Origin of the sequence: Desulfurivibrio alkaliphilus AHT 2, assembly GCF_000092205.1 — a bacterium.
Lineage (GTDB): Bacteria > Desulfobacterota > Desulfobulbia > Desulfobulbales > Desulfurivibrionaceae > Desulfurivibrio > Desulfurivibrio alkaliphilus.
This window is the reverse complement of record NC_014216.1, coordinates 2,408,745-2,427,316: the sequence shown is the minus strand read 5'-3', so window position 1 is coordinate 2,427,316 and position 18,572 is coordinate 2,408,745. Positions and strand designations below refer to the sequence as shown.

The 18,572-nt window shown below is 58.7% G+C and carries 13 protein-coding genes; 6 read left to right on the top strand and 7 right to left on the bottom strand.

Going from position 1 to position 18,572, the window contains the following annotated elements; translation table 11 throughout:
- Positions 1-36: 36 nt before the first annotated feature.
- The 5 genes from DAAHT2_RS10645 to DAAHT2_RS10625 form a co-directional block, all read right to left on the bottom strand.
- Positions 37-4,422, bottom strand: coding sequence for a PEP/pyruvate-binding domain-containing protein (locus DAAHT2_RS10645; RefSeq protein ID WP_013164284.1), 4,386 nt, complete (start codon positions 4,420-4,422; stop codon positions 37-39).
- Between the two features lie 126 nt (positions 4,423-4,548).
- Positions 4,549-5,553, bottom strand: coding sequence for a type I glyceraldehyde-3-phosphate dehydrogenase (gene gap / locus DAAHT2_RS10640; RefSeq protein ID WP_013164283.1), 1,005 nt, complete (start codon positions 5,551-5,553; stop codon positions 4,549-4,551).
- Between the two features lie 22 nt (positions 5,554-5,575).
- Positions 5,576-7,237, bottom strand: coding sequence for a glycogen synthase (locus DAAHT2_RS10635; protein WP_013164282.1), 1,662 nt, complete (start codon positions 7,235-7,237; stop codon positions 5,576-5,578).
- A gap of 29 nt (positions 7,238-7,266) precedes the next feature.
- Positions 7,267-8,352 (bottom strand): chorismate synthase, encoded by a 1,086-nt coding sequence (aroC, locus tag DAAHT2_RS10630; protein ID WP_013164281.1) that lies wholly within the window; start codon positions 8,350-8,352, stop codon positions 7,267-7,269.
- A 22-nt stretch (positions 8,353-8,374) separates the two neighbouring features.
- Positions 8,375-8,947, bottom strand: coding sequence for a shikimate kinase (locus DAAHT2_RS10625; protein ID WP_013164280.1), 573 nt, complete (start codon positions 8,945-8,947; stop codon positions 8,375-8,377).
- A gap of 201 nt (positions 8,948-9,148) precedes the next feature.
- On the opposite strand from DAAHT2_RS10625, the gene DAAHT2_RS10620 reads away from it, so the two are divergent.
- Complete coding sequence (locus tag DAAHT2_RS10620) at positions 9,149-9,775, top strand: peroxiredoxin (protein ID WP_013164279.1); 627 nt, start codon at positions 9,149-9,151, stop codon at positions 9,773-9,775.
- A gap of 199 nt (positions 9,776-9,974) precedes the next feature.
- Here DAAHT2_RS10620 and DAAHT2_RS10615 read toward each other — a convergent pair whose 3' ends face one another.
- The gene (locus DAAHT2_RS10615; protein WP_013164278.1) at positions 9,975-11,189 is read right to left on the bottom strand and encodes an EAL and HDOD domain-containing protein; all 1,215 of its coding nucleotides are present in this window, start codon (positions 11,187-11,189) and stop codon (positions 9,975-9,977) included.
- Between the two features lie 123 nt (positions 11,190-11,312).
- On the opposite strand from DAAHT2_RS10615, the gene DAAHT2_RS10610 reads away from it, so the two are divergent.
- The 5 genes from DAAHT2_RS10610 to DAAHT2_RS10595 all read left to right on the top strand — a co-directional run bounded on the left by DAAHT2_RS10610 (position 11,313) and on the right by DAAHT2_RS10595 (position 17,938).
- Positions 11,313-12,683, top strand: coding sequence for a nucleoside recognition domain-containing protein (locus DAAHT2_RS10610; protein WP_013164277.1), 1,371 nt, complete (start codon positions 11,313-11,315; stop codon positions 12,681-12,683).
- Between the two features lie 106 nt (positions 12,684-12,789).
- On the top strand, positions 12,790-13,476 hold the full coding sequence (locus tag DAAHT2_RS10605; protein ID WP_013164276.1) for an XTP/dITP diphosphatase: 687 nt from the start codon (positions 12,790-12,792) through the stop codon (positions 13,474-13,476).
- Complete coding sequence (locus tag DAAHT2_RS10600) at positions 13,473-15,125, top strand: imidazole glycerol phosphate synthase HisHF (RefSeq protein WP_013164275.1); 1,653 nt, start codon at positions 13,473-13,475, stop codon at positions 15,123-15,125. Before DAAHT2_RS10605 ends, DAAHT2_RS10600 begins: the two co-directional genes overlap by 4 nt.
- 415 nt (positions 15,126-15,540) lie before the next feature.
- The gene (locus tag DAAHT2_RS14705; protein ID WP_013164274.1) at positions 15,541-17,082 is read left to right on the top strand and encodes a hypothetical protein; all 1,542 of its coding nucleotides are present in this window, start codon (positions 15,541-15,543) and stop codon (positions 17,080-17,082) included.
- Between the two features lie 490 nt (positions 17,083-17,572).
- The gene (locus tag DAAHT2_RS10595) at positions 17,573-17,938 is read left to right on the top strand and encodes a hypothetical protein (RefSeq protein ID WP_013164273.1); all 366 of its coding nucleotides are present in this window, start codon (positions 17,573-17,575) and stop codon (positions 17,936-17,938) included.
- Between the two features lie 133 nt (positions 17,939-18,071).
- Here the strand turns inward: DAAHT2_RS10595 and DAAHT2_RS10590 are convergent, their stop codons facing one another.
- Positions 18,072-18,572, bottom strand: a complete 501-nt coding sequence (locus DAAHT2_RS10590; protein ID WP_049824404.1) for a GGDEF domain-containing protein — start codon at positions 18,570-18,572, stop codon at positions 18,072-18,074.

Sequence of the window (18,572 nt, the reverse complement as noted above, 5' to 3'; positions counted from 1 at the left end):
GGGGATTTTTTTGGCAGGTGCCGCTGGTTCAGTTGCCTACAGCGGCAGGATCTGCATTTCTTTTTTGAGGGGATGGGCCCCGGCCAGCACCAGGCCTTTGCGGCCGTCGATGCTCAGGTAGTCGCCCCGGCCGATTTTAACCCCGTTGATCTCGCAGCGCTGCTCGCTTTCAAAAACCTTGAGGTTGGCGCAACCCACCACGCAGGTTTTTTCCAGGCGGGTGGCCACCACCGCCGCGTGCGAGGTCTGGCCGCCCCGGGCGGTGAGCAGACCGTCGGCCACGGCGATTTCCTTGATATCCTCCGGCACCGTATCCTGGCGGATGAGTATGATGGGCGCTTCCGGGTCCTGTTCTTTTAACTGCCGGATATTCTCCTCGTTGAAGGCCGCCCGCCCGGAAAGGGCGCTGCCGCTGACCCCGACCCCGTGGCCCAGCACTGCGGCGGCGGCCCGGTCGGCGTCGGCAAAAACCAGGAAGCTTTCCTTCTTTTTAATGGTAATCATGTCCCGGGTTTGCAGGATGTAGAGATCCTTGGGGTCGGGGCTTTCGAAGGTGAACTCGATCTCCTGGGCGTTCCAGCGTTTTTCGTACACCAGTTGCCGGCAGATGGTCAGCAGCCGCTCATAAACTTCCGGGAAGCGGCGCTCCAGGGTGTCTTCCGCTTCCCGGCCGTCCAGTTCGGCCTGTTCCACCGAGATGGGGTTGGTGGTGACCAGGCCGCTGACGATATCCTCGCCCTGGTCCCCCACCGCGTAGTCGCCCCACAGGGCCACCCGGCTTACTTTCCGGTAGGGGTGGGCGGTAAAGAGTACGCCGCTGCCGGCCTGGGCGCCGATGTTGCCGTAGACCATGGTCTGGACGATCACCGCCGTGCCCCAGTCGTCGGAGATATCCATGATCTGCCGGTAATCGCGAGTTTTGGGGGTGTTCCAGGAGGAAAGCACCATCTCCACCGCCCCGGTGAGCTGCAGCCAGGGGTCTTCGGGAATGCCGATGCCCAGGCTGCGCACCATTTTCTGGTATTCCAAAGCCAGCTCCCGGATCTGGGCCGGGGAAAAGTCGCGCTTGTATTTCACCCCGCAGCGTTCCTTGGCGGCATCCATCAACTCCTGGAAGCAGTCCCGTTCCACCCCCCGGGCCATGGCCCAGGACTGGATAAAGCGGCGGAAGTTGTCCCAGGCCAGGAACTCCTTGCCCTGCTGGCGGGCAAATTCGCCCACGATATCCTCGTTGAGCCCCAGGTTGTGGATGGTGGCCATCATCCCCGGCATGGAGATGGCCGCCCCGCTGCGCACCGACAGCAGCAGGGGGTTGGTGGGGTCGCCGAAGGTTTTGCCGCTCTCTTCTTCCACCCGGTTAAGCCCCAGCCGCAGGCGGGCCATGAAGTCGTCCCGGCTCTTGATGAACTCCCTCAATACCGGCCAGCAGCGGAAGACCTCAGTGGTGACCACCAGCCCCGGCGGCACGGGGTGTCGTTCATCGGCCAGCAGGGTCAGGTTGTAGCCCTTGTTGCCCAGCAGGATCAGGTTGACCCCCCGGTGGTGGCGGGGGTGCAGCGAGCAGATGGCCCGTTCCGGGTTGTAGGTCATCAGCAGGTCCAGGTGTTCTTCGTCCAGCACCTCCCGCTGGGCCTCCAGGGTCTGGTAGATGCGGGTGATGAAGTTGTCCAGATGCTGCAGGCCGAAGGTGGAGGCGATCAGATCCCGCATGAAGCTTTCCGACAGGCGGTTGATATTGCCGCTGGTATCGTCCCGGCGCCAGAGAAAGCGGTACTTGGGCAGCAGGTTATCCCCCCCGATCTGGGGGATGATGATACTGAGGTTGTTCTCGTGGATGTTGGTGTAATAGGTGTAGATCACATCCTTGACCCCTTCCGACAGCCCCCGGAAGATGTCGAGAAACTGAGTGTAGGAAAAACGCTTGATGCCCAGCGAGTTACTGAGCAGCGACATGTAGGTGGTGAGCTTGCGGCTGCTGATGCCGTCGATCCTCAGGGCCCGCAGATAAAGCCGCAGACACTTGATGATGCGAATAAAGGTGGCCTTGGTGATGATGTTTAGATTGACCGTCTCCGGCAGTTTTTCCAGGTAGGTGTTGGCCAGGTTCTCCAGCCGGAAGGTGAGGCTTAAGGCGTCGAACTTGCGTTCCTGGTAACGGCCATATACCGAGGGGATATCCACCGCGATATGGCGCTTGTGGTAGATGCTCTCCTTGGCAGGGAATTTTTCCTTGCTTATGATGATCTCTTTTAATTTTTCCAGGTGGTCCAGCAGGGAGTTGAGGCACTCGAAGGTGTCGCAGATCTCAAGATCGGCCAGCAACTGCTCCATCTCCGGAAAATCTTCGATGGCGGCCTGTTTCAAGTGCTGGCGCAGCTCCTCGGTGCCCAGGTTGTACTTCTGGTGGCACAGGCGGTACATCCGCACCAGCAGATCGAAACGGCGCCGTTCCCCCTCGGGGATATCGGCCTGCTGGGCCAGCCAGGCCCGGCGGCGGTTGAAATCCCAGTTGAGCAGGTCTTCCACCTTGCGGATATGCTTGAGCTTCCACACCCGCTGGCTCAGGCGGTACAACTGGTCGACAAACTCCCCTTCTTCCTTGATCTGCCGCCAGACCTCTTCCGGCAGGTAGGGTGCCAGCCTCTGTTTGTTGCGGTCTTTCCAGAACAGCAGGATGGCTTCCAGAAAATCGACAATCAGGTTGCTGGACTCCACGTGGCTCTGTTTGCGCAAAAAGTGGATGAGCAGATCTTTGCGCTGGTGAATTTCATCCAGTTCGGTGGAAACCTCCCGCAGTTGCCCTTCCGCCCCGATATCGTTGAAAAAGACCGGCACCAGCTTGGCGAACTGGGTCACCAGGTTGTAGACCGGCTCGATGGGGTGGTTGAGCAGCTCGGTGATATCCCGCTGAAAAAGATCGGTGTCTTTAATACAGGTGCCGGAGAGCTTGAGGTTGATGATCAGGGCCGAAAAGAGGGTGGAACACCACTTGGGTTCCTGGCTGACCAGGTTGAGCCAGACCCGGATATTGGCCAGGTGGGCCGGATTGGCCAGGGGCTGCCAGTCCTCGCCGATACCGGTGACGTTGGCGTACTGGAAACCGAAACGCACCGTCTCCCACAAAAAGGTCTCCACCAGGCGGGAATTGCCCCGCTTGAAGACCTCGGAGCCGATGACCTGGATGCACTGCAGCGAGGTATGGGGGTAACGGCGGACGTTGCTCTTGAGCAGGGCCAGGGTGGTGAGCAGAAAGCGCTCGATCTCTTCAAAGGTCTGGCGCCGGATCAGTTGCACCAGGCTGCGGTTGATCTCCCGCAGGGTTTCCTCGTGGATCAGGCTCAACCCCTTGGTCTCCATGATCCGGAAGAGGAAGAGCAGCTTGCGGTTTTCCGCGAAACGATCCGGGCAGAGCGGGTCTTCGTAATCGCAGGCGGGAGGGTGACGCTCGCCTGCCGCCGCCTGCGGCCCCGGGCCGGTGTTTGTTTGTTCGGTGGTTGCCCGCTGCTCGCCGTCGCCGGTGAGCTTGTCGGGGATTTCCTTGTAGAGTCGGACCAGGTCCAGGTGATCGGGCAACTCCAGCAGCCGGGGCAGCGCCGTTTCGGCCTGCGTTTCCCCGGCTATTTTTTCCAGTTCGGCCAGGTGCTCCCGCAACCGGGCGTGGGAGATCTCCTGAAACAGCCGGCCGGCCTGCCAGCCCCGGCAAAGCACGGCGCATTCGGAATCAAACCAGGGCTGGGGATCTTCCTCGCCGAGCCAATAGTGATAGTTTAAGCTCAGCAGCCTTTTAAGCAGATGGACGGCGGCACCCAGGTCGCAGATTTTCAGTTGCTCACCACTGTCCGCTTCCTTGGCGCATTTACCCGCCAGCCGGCCGATAATCCGCTTGCCGGAGTGCTGGCCCTGAACCAGCGGCAGCAACAGATGGTCATCCAGCTCGGCCAGGCCGTGGAGGCAGTGGCTGATACTCTGCCGCCAGGCCCCGAGCTCGTCCGGCTTGAGCAACAGCACCAGCTTGTCCAGCAGGGCCAGCAGGGCCTCGCCGGCCTGGGCCCGCAACACCTCGTTTTTTGCCGTTTCCCGCAGGGCGGTAAGCAAAATCTCGTGAAACTGCAGAAAGGCTTCCGGCCCCCTGGGGTGCCGCCGGTAGTGGTCAAGGTGTTTAAGGATAAAAGGGCGCAGCCGGGGCAGGATCAAACGCCAGTTGCGGTAAGGGTGGCTGATTTCATAAAGCAGTTCCTCCAGCGGCCCCTTGATGCCCTGGTAGCCTTCCACCACCTCCAGCAGCACCCGCCGGGCAGGGTCCAGCTCCACGCACTCCACCGCCGTTTCCTGCAGGTTGGCCCGCAGGGCGTCGGATTCAAACCCCGGCTTGCAAACCTGGCCGGCGCTATCGTTGCGGCTGTTTGAGTGATCGTTATCCATTGTCAAGTCTGGCGAAATTGGGAAAACGGGCAGCAGTGCCGCAGATTTGGGCAAGCAGTCGGCGCGATTATAGCAGCGCTATATCGCGTCGGCTGATCGCCCAAAGATGCGGTGCTGCTGCCCGTTTTACAGGAGTTTGCGCTCGTTCATGTGCATGATCAGATCCAGCACCCGGTTGGAATAGCCCCACTCGTTGTCGTACCAGGTCATGACCTTCAGGGTGGAGCCCAGGACCTTGGTGGACATGGCGTCCACCACCGAGGAGCGGGGGTCGCCCTGGTAATCGATGGAGACCAGCGGTTCGTCGGAGTAGCCCAGGTAACGGTTGGCGGCCTCGGCCAGGGCCTGGTTGACCTCCGGTACCGAGGTTTCCCGTTCCAGTTCCATCACCACGTCCACCAGGGAGACGTTGGGGGTGGGCACCCTCACCGCCAGGCCGTCGAATTTGCCTTTCAACTCCGGCAGCACCAAGGCCACGGCGGCGGCGGCCCCGGTTTTGGTGGGGATCATCGACAGGGCCGCGGCCCGGGCCCGGCGTAGGTCGCTGTGGGGAAAATCCAGCAGCGACTGGTCGTTGGTGTAGGCGTGGATGGTGGTCATCAGGCCGCTTTTGATCCCGAAACGCTCCGAGATTACCTTGGCCACCGGGGCCAGGCAGTTGGTGGTGCAGGAGGCGTTGGAGACTATGTGGTCGGCGGCGGGGTCGTATTCGTCTTCATTGACCCCCATGACGATGGTCCGCACCTCGCCCTTGGCCGGGGCGGTGATCACCACCTTGCTCGCCCCGGCATCAAGGTGGCCCTGGGCCTTGTCGCCGGCGGTGAACAGGCCGGTGGCCTCGATGACGTACTCCACCCCCAGCTCCCGCCAGGGAATCTCGGCGGGGTTGCGCTGGCTGCTGACCCGCACCGGGCGACCGTCGACCACGATTTCCCCTTCACCGGCCTTGACCTGGCGGGGGTAAGTACCCATCACCGAATCGTACTTGAGCAGGTGGGCCAGGGTGGCCGGGGGGGTAAGATCGTTGATGGCCACGATCTCAATCTCTTTAAACAGCGGGTCGGTGTCCACCGCCCGGAAGATGCTGCGGCCAATACGGCCGAAACCGTTGATGCCGACACGAATGGTCATGACTTGCCTCCTTGTTCAGAGCTCAAAGCTGCTTGTGGGCTTGCTGGTAAAAATCCAGGTACTGGTGCATCACCCGGTTCCAGGTGTAGTGTTCCCCAATATGCTGAACGGCGGCCCGTCGCATGTCAAGCACCTTTTCCGGCTGACGGCGGAAAAGGGTCAGGGCGCGCTGCATGGCGCCCATCAGGGCGGCGGATTTGTGTTCCCGGTAACAAAGGCCGGTGACCCCATCCACCACCTTGACCAGCCCGCCGACGTGATGGACGATGGGCAGGTTACCCAGCAACTGGGCCATGTAATCGGTGAGCCCGCAGGGTTCGTAGCGGGAGGGGATGAGAAAAAAGTCGCCGGCGGCAAAAACCTGGTTGGCCACCAGGGGGTCGTAACCCTGGAGGAAACAGAGCCGCCCCCGGTTACTTTCGGCTTCCGCCAGCCGGACCAGGGCCTGCTCGCAGCCCTTGTCGCCGGAGCCCAAGATCAGCACCTGGAAGCCCCGGTCCAGGGGCAGCAGGGTTTCCAAGGCCCCCAGCAACTTGTCCACCCCTTTCTGGGCGGTGAGTCGGCCGACAAAGGTGAACAGCGGCAGCGGCAGGCCGCTGGCCGGGCCGTCGGCTGGCGGCGGGGCGGCCTGTGGATCCTGGTCCAGGTAGCCGGCCCGGCGCAGACCGGGCCAGCGATCGGCGGCCAGGTCGTCCACCAGCCGGGATCGGCACACCGCTTTACCGGCCAGATCCCCTTGGAGCGGGGAAAAAGCGGCGGGCAGCCCCAGGTTGGCCGGCTCCTCGGGGTTGAAATCCTCCGGGTTGATGCCGTTGGTAATCCCGTGCAGGGTAATGCCCCGACCCAGCAGGCGGTGGCCGAGCCAGCCGGTGAGGGCGTCGTCGTCGGTCTGCTGCAGTTCGCGGGCGTAGTTTTCGCTCACCGTGTTCAGCGGCGCGTAGCTGGCGGCGGCGAGAAAAGGGTCGAAGGCGCCGTCCAGCAGGTTGTCGTGGATCACCCGGGGCGGCAGGCCGGTGATCGCCTCGGCAAAGGGCAGGTCGTCCACCTCCTGGTGGTAGCCCGTCCCGGCATTATGGACTGTGACCACGGCGGCGGAAGCGGCAAAGTAGTGGCGGAATCCTTCCAGTTCGCGGATCATGGCCGGCAGCAGGGCGGTGTGGCCGTCGTGGCAATGAATTACCTGCGGCCTGGCGTTTAAGCGCATCATCAGGGCCAGCGCCCCTTTTTGCAGCAGGACGTTCATGGCGAAATAATCGAAATGACCGCTGCCCTGATGATGGTGGTGGTTCAGGGCCTCCTCGGCGGCGGTGTAGGTGTAGACCCCCTGTTTTTCCTGGTAGCGCTGGGCATCCAGCAGATAGAGGGAAAGGGAGCCTTTGCGACCGTTTTGGGGCAGGCTTGCCACCGGCCGCAAGCTTTGATCCTTGCTGCGGGGCGGCGGCGCTGCCAGGTGGCGGACCAAGACCCGTGCCAGTTCGCGCCGTTCCACCCCGACGTAATTCATCCCTACATCAAAGTGCAGGTTGGCCGGGGCAAAACCCAGTGCCTCGGGGTTCATAAAGCCGTACAGGGGCAGCACCACGCTGACCCGGTGGCCGGCCAGGGCCAGGGCCTCGCCCAGTTGGCGCACCACGTCCTTGACCCCGCCGGCCCCGGCCAAGCCGTCATACTCCCGGGTGATCATCCAGATTTCCTGCGCTGCTTGCTGTTCGCTCACGGTGTCGGCGCCCTTTTTAATTTAGGATCTGGGCCCAGGGTGCGCTGGCGCAGCAGGTGGTCGGCCAGTACCAGCCTGGCCATGGCCTCGCAGACCGGGATAATCCGGGGGATGGCGGAGATGTCGTGTCGGCCGCCGACCTTGATGGTCACCGGCTGCCCCTGCCGGTTGATGGTCTGCTGTTCCCGGGCGATGGAGGGAATGGGTTTGACTGCCACCCGGATGATGATCTCGTCGCCATTGGAAATGCCGGCCAAGATGCCGCCGGAATTGTTTCCCGTGAAACCCTCCGGGGTGATGGGGTCGTTATTTTCCGAGCCGGTGAGCCGGGCGGCGGCAAAGCCGGCCCCGATCTCCACCCCTTTTACCGCCCCGATGGACATCATGGCCCGGGCCAGTTCGGCGTCGAGTTTGTCGAAAACCGGCTCCCCCAGCCCCGCCGGACAGCCGCTGACCCGGATCTCGACAACCCCGCCCAGGGTGTCGTGGTTGCGGCGAACTTCGTCGATGCGGGCCACCATGGCGGCGGCAGCTTGGTTGTCCGGGCAGAACAGGGCGTTTTGCGAGATCTCGGCCAGGTTGCGCTGTTGGGCGGCAACCCCGCCCAACTCCACGGTATAAGCCTGCACCCTGACGCCTGCTGTGGTCAGCAGGCAACCGGCCACCGCCCCGGCGGCCACCCGGGCCGCCGTCTCCCGGGCCGAGGCCCGGCCGCCGCCGCGATGGTCGCGGCGGCCGTATTTCTGCTGGTAGGTGATGTCGCCATGGCCCGGCCGGTAAATATCCTTCAGGTGGTCGTATGACTTGCTGTGGGCATCGCGGTTGAAGATCACCAGGCTGATGGGGGTGCCGGTGGTAAGGCCCTCGAAGGTGCCGGAGAGGATTTCCACCTGGTCCGGCTCCTTGCGGGGGGTGGAGGCGGGCCCGCCGCCGGGGCGGCGCCGGTCCAAGTCGGCTTGAATATCCGCCGGGGTTAAGGGGAGACCCGGCGGGCAGCCATCCACCACGGCCCCCACGGCGGTACCGTGCGACTCGCCCCAGGTGGTGATCTGAAAAATTTTGCCAAAGGTGTTGCCTGCCATATCGTTGTGCTCGTGGTTTTGGTTAACTTTGTTCTTGCAGCCAGTCGATGATCCGGTCCACAATCTCCGCCGGCTTGGCCGTAGTGGTGTCTATCTCCAGCCCGGCCGCCTGCCGGTACAGTTTAAGACGTTGTTGCAAAATCTCTTCGACTTCCGCCAGCAGGCCCTGGTCGGTGAGGGCCGGACGCTGTTGCTCGCTGCTGCTGTCACCGCTGAGCCGGGCGGTGATGGTGGCGGCATCGGCGGTGAGCCAGACCACCGGCCAGGCTGCCTTGATAGCCGGCCAGAGGTCTTCCTGCAAAACAGCCCCACCCCCGGTGGCGACCACCAGTCCCGGCGTGTCCGGTGCTGGCCCGGGGGCGGGAGGGGAACTCAGTTCCAGCAGTAGTTCCCGCTCCCGGCGGCGAAAATAATCCCACCCTCGGGCAGCCACCAGTTCCTTTATGCTCACCCCTTCCCGCCGGGTTATTTCCCGGTCCATATCGAGGAATTCATAACCCAGCCGGACGGCCAGCTCCTGGCCCACCACACTTTTACCGCAGGCGCGGTAACCAATAAGAAAAATTTTGCTTCTCCCTGCAGACTCGTATAGCATTCCCTGCTATTACCATATAACCAGCCAAAATAACAAGTAAATCAAAGGAAAAGGCGGTTACCTGGTGGACGGGAAAAAAGTTTTGCAAAAAAAGCTTGCGTCTTTTTTATAGGTTTGATAACTTTTATCAAAACAAAGCGGTTGACGGTTATTGTCATACACTCATTACCATCCCTCAAAATAATTAAAGGAGTTTGAATCATGAGTTACGAACACGATGTAGATTGCTGTTGCGGTGCCATTCAGGTTGGTCAGGAAGTCCCGGATTTTGAACTGGAGACCTACGAGCCGGCAAAAGGTGATTTTGGAAAATTTTCCTTGAGCGAGCAGAAAAAGCTGGGCAAGTGGACGGTGCTGGTTTTCTACCCCGCCGACTTCACCTTTGTCTGTTCCACCGAGCTTGCCGATCTGGCCGACGAGTATGAAAACCTCAAGGCCGCCGGGGCCGAGGTGGTAACGGTGAGCACCGATACCGTGTTCACCCACCTGGCCTGGAAACGGGAAGAGAAGTTTCTCGAAAACGCCCGCTATCCCATGGGCGCCGACCGCACCGGCCAGGTGTCGCGGATGTTTGGGGTTTACAACGAAGAAACCGGGCTGGATCTGCGCGGTACCTTCATCATCAGCCCGGCCGGAGAGCTGGTGGCTTCCGAGATCAATTTTTACAATGTTGGCCGTAACGCCAAAGAGTTGCTGCGCAAGCTCCAGGCCAGCGTACACGTGGCCAACAACCCCGACGAGGCCTGCCCGGCCCGCTGGGAGCAGGGCGGCAAAACCCTTACCCCCGGGCCGCAAATGGTGGGCAAGGTTTACGACGCACTAAAATAATTTTTTTGGGTAACGGTGTGGAACTAATTTTTAAGGTTCTTGTCTTATAATCTGAAGTACATAACCCCCTCCTGGGCCCTTCCTGTCTCCCCTCCCCCTCCCCCTCCTGACAGGAAGGGCCCTTTTTTTGAAAACGTGCAGCAACGTCACCAGTTCGTTTTCAGCATCTCCATCATCCTGTAATAGCTGTCCACCCGGTTTATTTAATAAAATAGATCTCTTGCGCCCAGGCGACGGCCTCGCGGTAAGTGGCGGGTAATTGCTGTTCATCAATTTGCATCTTGGTTGCCAGTTGAGAAACCTTATCCCACTCCCCTTTTTCCATGGCGATGGTCAGTTGCAGGATGTTGAACAACGGACCGTCAGCCCGGGTCAGGGCGGCAATAACGTCATCTTCGATGCTGATTTCCTTAAGGATCTCATTGAGCGGCCGAGACATGATGACATCAAGCAGGGAGAACAGCCCCACCAGGAACAGGTCGGACTTGCGGTCACCCATTTGGCTCAGCAGGGCCAGTTGTTCGCACATGCGGGCGCGAACCAGGGAAATGACAACAAGTTCCGCCGGTTTGTCGTTGGCCATGGACGAAATCGCCAACAAAGAAACCCAGGAGCGTATTTCACGCAGACCAAGCAGGGTCAGGGCGTGAAGCACCGAGGTAACCCTTTGGCGCAGGGCAAAGGCTGCCGAATTGATCAATTTGAGAAGTTTGTAGGTCAGGGAAACCTCACTCTGGATGGCCAGGGCAAGCTTTTTGAAATCGACATCTTCAGCATGAATATCTTTGAGTATGCGCAATAGTTGGATCTTGTTGGTGGGGATGTCCTTGCGTGAAATGATGATTGGTTTGGCAAAAAAATAGCCCTGAAAAAGTTGATACCCCATGGCTTTTGCTTGTTCAAAAACCTCGTGGGTTTCAACCTTTTCGGCGAGCATTTTGATGCCGCGCGGGAGCAGTTTTCGCGCCATCTCATCCTGTTGTTTGTTATCAGACAGCAGAAAGTCGACCTTGACGATGTCGGCCAGATCCAGCAACGGCTCAAAATTTCGGTGGTAGACAAAGTCGTCCAGAGCCAGGGTATAACCCTGCTCTTTAAGGCGTTTGCATGCCTGCACAACCTCTGGGGTAGGTTCGACATTTTCAAGGATTTCAACCACAGCCTGTTGGCGTGGCAGGGTCGTCATCAGGCCCTTGAGAAGTACCTTTTCTGTACAGTTAAGAAAGGCCCTGGTATTGCCGGTCATCTCATCTAGGGTGAAGAGCAGGTTGCTGTTGGCGATAACCCTGGCCGAAGCCTGATCGAAATCATCGCTGTCGAAATAGTTGTGGAGACCGGAACGAAACAGAAGTTCGTAGGCGAAGACGCGCCCTTTGGTATCGAATATTGGCTGTCTGGCAATAAAGTGTTCCAAGGTCAAACCCTCTCCCCTTCAATCAACGCTGCCTGGCAGAACATTGTAACCATTTTTAATTAAATTTTGCATAACGGTTTTTTATGGCGTCTCACCCGGGGTTTTGGGTAAAGTGGCCGGGTTATGCACGCTCCCAAAGCATCGGCAATCAACATTATCTGGCTGGGGATGATCGCCGTGGCCACGGTGACCGCCGCCTATACCGGGCGGATGGATGAAGTTACCACCGCCTCTTTTGAATCGGCCAAATCAGGGGTAATGCTGGCCATTGGCCTGATCGGACCCATGGCCTTCTGGCTGGGGCTGATGAAGGTGGCCGAGGCCGGCGGGTTGATGCTGATGATCGCCCGGGCCCTGAAACCGCTGATGACCCGCCTTTTTCCCCAGGTGCCCGCCGAACACCCGGCTATGAGCGCCATGATCATGAACATGGCCGCCAATACCATGGGGCTTGGTAATGCCGCCACCCCCATGGGCATCAAGGCCATGCAGGAGCTGGACAAGCTGGCCCATGAAAAAGGCACGGCCACCAACGCCATGTGCCTTTTCCTGGCCATCAACACCTCCAGCGTCACCCTCCTGCCCCTGGGGGTGATCACCGTGCGGGCCGCCGCCGGAGCCACCAGTCCGGCGGAGATTCTGATTCCCGCCATTGTCGCCACCCTTTGCTCGACCATGGTGGCCATCACCATGGCCAAATTGCTGGCCGGTCCCGAACCGGGCAAACCGCCGGTTGCCGGGATGACCGGGATCGCCGCCGGGCCGGAGGCCGGGGCGCCGGGGGCCAAGCCTGACGGCGGGACTGCTGCCGGCGCTCAGCCGAGCCAGCCCTCCCAGCCTGCTGATGGTGTGACTTTAAGCCCGCCCGGTGCCGCCGGCCGTTTTTTTATCCTGCTGTTGTTGCTGGCCTTTGCCGGCGGGGTTGTCTACCGGCTGTTTTTTGCCGGCGGCGCTGGCGGGGAGGACTCCATCTCGGTGATCGGCGCCATCTCCACCTGGCTGATTCCCATGCTGATTGCCGGTTTGCTGATTTTCGGCTATCTGCGCGGGGTCAGGGTGTATGAAGTGGCCACCGAAGGGGCCAAGGAAGGGTTCAACACCGCGGTGCGGATTATCCCTTTCCTGGTGGCGATTTTTGTTGCCATCGGCATGTTCCGGGCCAGCGGCGCCATGGAGATTTTGATCAACGTCCTCTCCCCTTTTACCGAGCGGGTCGGGCTGCCCGCCGAGGCCTTGAGCGTGGCCCTGATGCGGCCGCTTTCCGGCAGCGGCGCCTTCGGGATGATGAGCGAGATCGTGGCCCGCGACCCGGACAGCTTTGTCGCCTTTCTGGTTTCGGTGATGCAGGGCTCCACCGAAACCACTTTTTATGTGCTGGCGGTATATTTCGGCGCCGTGGGGATTACCCGCACCCGCCACGCCCTGCCCGCCGCCCTCACCGCCGATGCGGCCGGCATTGTGGCGGCAGTGGTGGTTTGTAACCTATGGTTTTAGGCAAACGTCCAGCCGTGCCGTAACCCGCGGCACGGCTGGACGTTTGCCGATTTTTTTGGTTTCGTAACCCTTGTAAGTACATGTTTGCCAACCTGGAGATAGTACGATGAAGCAGATTATTGTTTTGGCCACCCGCAATCAGGGCAAGGTCAAGGAGTTGCAACAGATGCTGGCAGGTTTCCCGGTGGATATCCGTTCACTGGCCGATTTCGGGCCGCTGCCGGAAGTGGTGGAGGATGGCGCCACCTTTGATGACAACGCTTACAAAAAGGCCCTGTTTACCGCCAAGGCTTTAGGGCTGCCGGCCATGGCCGACGACTCCGGCCTGGAGGTGGCGGCCCTGGATGGCGCCCCGGGGGTTTATTCGGCCCGCTATGCCGGAGAAAAAGCCGATGATGCGGCCAACATCGCCAAGCTGCTGAAGGAGATGGAGGGCAAGGAAGATCGCCGGGCCGCCTTTGTTTGCGTCCTGTCGTTGGCCGTGCCCTCCGGTCCGGCCCTGACTTACGAGGGGCGCTGTGAGGGGGAGATTACCCACGAGCCCAAAGGCAGCGGAGGGTTTGGTTATGATCCGGTGATGTTTTACCATCCCCTTGGCAAAACTTTTGCCGAGATGACCCCGGAGGAGAAAAACCAGGTCAGCCACCGGGGCCAGGCCATGGCCCAGGTGCGGGAGGAGTTTGACAAGATCCTGAAGTGGCTGGAGCAGCGCCTGGTGGAAGAGAAAGACCCCAAGCCGGACCACCGCCAGTTTGAACACAACGACTGGTCCCGGGAGGTCATGGTAAAATGACCACCGGCACCTTACCCATCGTCACCCTGCTGGATTACGGCGCGGGCAACGTGCGCAGCGTCCGTAACGCCATCCGCAAACTGGGCTATACCGTACAAGAGGTGGTCGAGCCCGCCGATATCCTGCGGGCCGAAAAACTGATCTTTCCCGGCGTGGGAAGCTTTGGCGCCGCCATGGAAAGCCTGCAGAACCGAGGTTTTTTGGAGCCCCTGCGGCAATACCTGGCGGCCGACCGCCCTTACCTGGGCATCTGCCTGGGTTTGCAGACCCTGTTTGAAGGCAGTGAGGAGTCTCCCGGGGTGGCCGGGCTGGGCCTGATCAAAGGGCACATTGAGAGGTTCCGGGCGCCGGGCCTGGCAGTGCCCCAGATCGGCTGGAACGGCATTGCCATGCGCCAGCCCTCGTCGCTTTTTGCCGACTACCGAGAGGAAAAATTATACTTCGTCCACACCTACCGCGCTACCGCCAGCCAGGAAAACCGTGCCTGGATCCTGGCGGAAACCGCATACGGCGGCGACTTCATCAGCGCCGTGCAGCGGGGAAAGGTGGTGGCCTGCCAGTTTCACCCGGAAAAAAGCGGTCGGGCAGGGCTGAATATTTTACGCAACTTCCTGCAGGAACCCCAGGCCCGGCCCCGGCCGGTCAGCGTCGCAACCCCGGCCCCGGGAGTTAGTCTGGGTGCTTCCGGCTTTCCGCCTTCCCGTACCAGGCTGGCCAAGCGGATCATCGCCTGCCTCGATGTCCGCAGCAATGATCAGGGTGATCTGGTGGTAACCAAAGGCGACCAGTACGATGTCCGGGAGAGCGGTGGTGAGGTACGCAACCTGGGTAAGCCGGTGGAGCTGGCGGCCCGCTACTTCCGGGAGGGGGCCGACGAGGTGACCTTTCTTAACATCACCGCCTTCCGTGACTTTCCCTTGGAAGATCAGCCCATGCTGGAGGTGCTGGAACGGGCCTCGGAAGAGGTTTTCGTGCCGCTCACCATCGGCGGCGGCATCCGGGAGTTCACCGACGCCAATGGTCGTTTTTACTCGGCCCTGGACGTGGCGGCCCGCTATTTCCGGGCCGGGGCCGACAAGATCTCCATCGGCAGCGACGCGGTGGCGGTGGTGGAGGATTATCTGCGCCGGGGCCGCAGGAAGGACGGCAAAAGCTCCATTGAGCAAATAGCCTATGTTTACGGCAACCAGGCGGTGGTGATTTCCATCGACCCCCGCCGGGTTTACGTAAAGAGCCCCGATGAGGTGCCCCACCGGGTAATCCCCACCGCCTTTCCCGGCCCCAATGGCGAAGAGTATTGCTGGTACCAGTGCACCGTCAAGGGCGGTCGCGAGGGCCGCGACCTTGATGCCGCCACCCTGGCGGCGGCCTGCGAGGAACTGGGGGCCGGCGAGATTCTGCTCAACTGTATCGACAAGGACGGCACCAACTCCGGCTTCGACCTGGAACTGATCAAAATGGTCAAAGAGGCGGTGGGTATCCCGGTGATCGCCTCCAGCGGCGCCGGCAGATCCGAACACTTCAGCGAGGTCTTCACCGCCACCAACGCCGAAGCCGCCCTGGCCGCCGGCATCTTCCACCGCCGCGAGGTGGAGATCTCGGCGGTCAAGGAACACCTGCAGCGTCACGGGATAGAGGTGCGCCTGTGATCTTTTTGTGATTTTTAGTTGCCCCTGCCAGCCAACAAACCAATAAGCCGCTCTGGGTATAATTCCGGGGCGGTTTTTTTATGTTTTTCAAGGGGTGGTTGCTACTTTATTTTTTGCCGCCCAACCGGGTGCCTGCGAAGCCACATCTGGTCATTTAACCATGCCGAATCTGGCCATTATCCCAAACAGATACACCGGCTCTGGCGGTTTGTCCCAGTGCTGAGCTTAGGTCTGCCCTTAGGGTTGGTCAAGTTGAGGTTTTTTTGCTGTGTTGGCCAAGGGGGAACGATTTTTGCTTAGCAGTTGAAACGCACGAAAAAATAGACCCATCGCGAAGTGGGGACGGGAAGCATCGGTTCTTATTGTAAGAAAACCGTGTAGCCAATGGGAGGGTGTTCAGGTGGAGGAGGGAAAAATGAAAAAGCTATTTTGGGTGGTTTTGGTTTCGGCCTTTTTTCTGCTAACGGCTTGCTCCGGTGATAGTGGAAGCGGAAGCGGAGGCGGCGGTGGTGGAGAAAACGGAAGCACTGAAGCGTCCGCAGGGGATTTTGCCGGGACCTGGAACGGCAATTTGACTTTAACCGTTACCGGCAACCCAGACGACTCGGACAACGGAACCGAGTCGCTGGTTTTCGTCCTGGCAGAAGAAGCCGGAGGGGTGTCTGGAACTATCTTTGAAGATGGTTCAATTTCGGGAGCGATCACCTCAGGTGTTTATAATTTCACGATCATCTCCAATTCAACCAATTCAGATTGTGTAAATTTTCATGTTACTGGGCAGGGAACGTTAAATAGCGCACGCGACACACTTACGCTCAACGCAGCAGGGAACGTCTGCGGCGAAGGGGGCGGCAAATTAGCAGAAATTACCGGGGTATTCACAAAAAAATCCGCAAAAACAGTAGAGCTGATCGGTTTCGGTCCCATCAGGGTCGGTGATACTTGGGTGGAGTACCGGTATTTTGACCCTGCTTATGTCGGCATGTGTCATACCTTTACCTCCCTGAGCCACGCTGAATTCCAATACGGCGACATGGATGAGTCAGTTAGCATTGGCTTCGAGATTATTGGGGGAGAGCTGTGGTTCCGGACAGCCGAAGAGGGAAAAAGTGGTGACCAGAAGGCGATTTTACTTCAAACCGGAACCGATCAGATAGATGTCAGACGAGTCTGGTACGAGTACGGCAACAGCATTGTAGACGATGACGACTACAACCGTTATTGGAAGAAAATGACTTGCCCCCATGACAATGATACTGGAAGCAGTGCTGCATTGATTGGGACTTGGTTTCACGCTGCAACAGCGAGTTCTTCCAACCAAACCCTAACGTTAACCGATATTACTTGGGAAAATTATGATGCAGCATGGGGCGGATGTATAGAAGGAGGCACATATACGTATACCGATACAGCTATAACTTTTACATTTGACGCGAACGGTGGTTGTGATGGGACGCCAGCGAATTCTACGATCATCGTGGACTACACGGTTACAGCAACAGCCTTAAGCGTATATGATCCCGCAAGCGGGATATTACTTGTTGATTATGTGAAACAAAGTGGCAGCTCCGGCAGTAGCGGGGCGACAACAACCGATTCGCCGGAAATACCGGTGTTCACCTTCCCCGCCCCCGGACAAATAATTTCTAGTACCGATTATGTAACCTGGGACAACAGTTCATCTTACAGTAATGTGGTCGTCTACGCTTATAATCAAGCTTGTTCCAGCCAATGGATAGGCTGCATGGGTGATGGGTGCACGGATGGCTGGAATCCAATTGAGAATAATAGTCCGAGTGGATTCGGCAGTAATGAATGGAATATAAAAATAATCTCCTATTACGGCGAGATAAAGCCGTGGTCCTGGGATAATGTGTGCCCAACGCCCCCTGATTTGTTTTCTCCTTCGGCGATGACATCGGGGTGGTCTTCACCATTGACCTTCACGGTTCAATGAAAGAGGCTCTGGCTAAATACCTCCTTAAAAGTTGGCCAGCAAGGAAAACGTCCTAAGGCCGCTTAATTTTCAAAGAAGTTTGACAATGCCGGCATCTTCCACCGCCGCGAGGAGGAGATCTCGGCGGTCAAGGAACACCTGCAGCGCCACGGGATCATGTGCGGCCGTGAGGTTTTACGAAGTGATTCAGGCGGCTGGGGGGCAGCTCTTTTGCCGCTTGCTGGTGCAAAATGCGGGCACCTTCCGTAATCAGGCTGTTATGGGGTGGCTTTTTTCGTTGACATGCCGGTCGGTAGTTGCGCATGATAAGGGTGCAGGCTTTTGAGGGGCAAGTTGCACTGGGTGTTCGCTGATGCCCCGTTTTTTGCCAGGGTCGAGAAAAGTAACCTCCTATCCCAGCCCCCCTTACATAACGCGAGGCAAGAGAGGAGCTAGTGCCATTTTTTTGGTATGATGGGCTCTGTAATTCAGTTTTATTGTGGAGGTTGATTTGAATACCTATTACATTTCCAAGATTGTGCATCTTGCCGGGATTTTTTTTGTGTTCAGCGCCCTTGGTGGGCATATGTTCAGGGCGGCGATTGGTAGCAAAGAAGATAATCCGCTACCAAGGTTTATTGGCATGTTTCACAAGGTTGGACTGCTGATTGTGTTGCTTGGCGGCATCGGCCTATTGATGCAATTCAGCAATATCCAGGCGTTTGGTTGGATCATTGCCAAGTTTTTTATACTAGTCATGCTGGCAGTATGGCCACTGTATTTATATGGCTCAAAGGAGAAGCTGCCCTGGTTAGGGGCCGCCGCTATTATGCTTGCTTTGGCGGCCACGTTCTTTGCGTTGTATAAGCCTTTTTAGCTCAACTTTTGCCGCGAGGTGAAGATCTCGGTGGTCAAGGAACACCTGCAGCGCCACGGGATCTAGGTGCGCCTGTGAACCTTTTGTTTGCCCAACCTTTGTGTTTGGTGGAAGCTGCTTGCTGGAAACGGGGTCACATGGTGGTGGTTTTGTGGCGTCGGGCAAACTTGACAGCATACATGGCCTTGTCTGCCCGATTCAAAACTTCTTGCGGGTCATCGCCCTTTTTCAGCTGCGTGGTGCCGATGCTGCAACCGAGGTTTATCTTTTTCTTTTTGACCATAATAGGGGCGGCAATATTTGCTTCGACACGCTGCGCTACGGTCTCAGAATCAAGATTATTACTGCTGTCACCAGTAAAAAGTAAGACAAACTCGTCACCTCCCAATCTGGCGACGTAGTCCTGTTCTCGCAGCAGATTACGCAAGCGCTCTGCTATTACCTGGAGAGCGATGTCCCCCGCATCATGGCCAAGTTGATCATTCACTGGTTTAAAATTGTCAAGATCCAGAAAAAGCAATGTGCCCAGCCGGTTGCCATGGTTGGGCTGTTTCAGCAGATCGTTGAGGATTTCCATAAAATAGCGCCGGTTGATCAGCCCGGTCAGTGGGTCGGTATTGGCTTGATCAGACAT

Bases quoted from the DNA above. Each gene is read 5' to 3' on its own strand.
- DAAHT2_RS10645 (WP_013164284.1), bottom strand. From the start codon at position 4,422: ATGGATAACGATCACTCAAACAGCCGCAACGATAGCGCCGGCCAGGTT.
- gap (WP_013164283.1), bottom strand. From the start codon at position 5,553: ATGACCATTCGTGTCGGCATCAACGGTTTCGGCCGTATTGGCCGCAGC.
- DAAHT2_RS10635 (WP_013164282.1), bottom strand. From the start codon at position 7,237: ATGATCACCCGGGAGTATGACGGCTTGGCCGGGGCCGGCGGGGTCAAG.
- aroC (WP_013164281.1), bottom strand. From the start codon at position 8,352: ATGGCAGGCAACACCTTTGGCAAAATTTTTCAGATCACCACCTGGGGC.
- DAAHT2_RS10625 (WP_013164280.1), bottom strand. From the start codon at position 8,947: ATGCTATACGAGTCTGCAGGGAGAAGCAAAATTTTTCTTATTGGTTAC.
- DAAHT2_RS10620 (WP_013164279.1), top strand. From the start codon at position 9,149: ATGAGTTACGAACACGATGTAGATTGCTGTTGCGGTGCCATTCAGGTT.
- DAAHT2_RS10610 (WP_013164277.1), top strand. From the start codon at position 11,313: ATGCACGCTCCCAAAGCATCGGCAATCAACATTATCTGGCTGGGGATG.
- DAAHT2_RS10605 (WP_013164276.1), top strand. From the start codon at position 12,790: ATGAAGCAGATTATTGTTTTGGCCACCCGCAATCAGGGCAAGGTCAAG.
- DAAHT2_RS10600 (WP_013164275.1), top strand. From the start codon at position 13,473: ATGACCACCGGCACCTTACCCATCGTCACCCTGCTGGATTACGGCGCG.
- DAAHT2_RS14705 (WP_013164274.1), top strand. From the start codon at position 15,541: ATGAAAAAGCTATTTTGGGTGGTTTTGGTTTCGGCCTTTTTTCTGCTA.
- DAAHT2_RS10590 (WP_049824404.1), bottom strand. From the start codon at position 18,572: ATGTCTGATCAAGCCAATACCGACCCACTGACCGGGCTGATCAACCGG.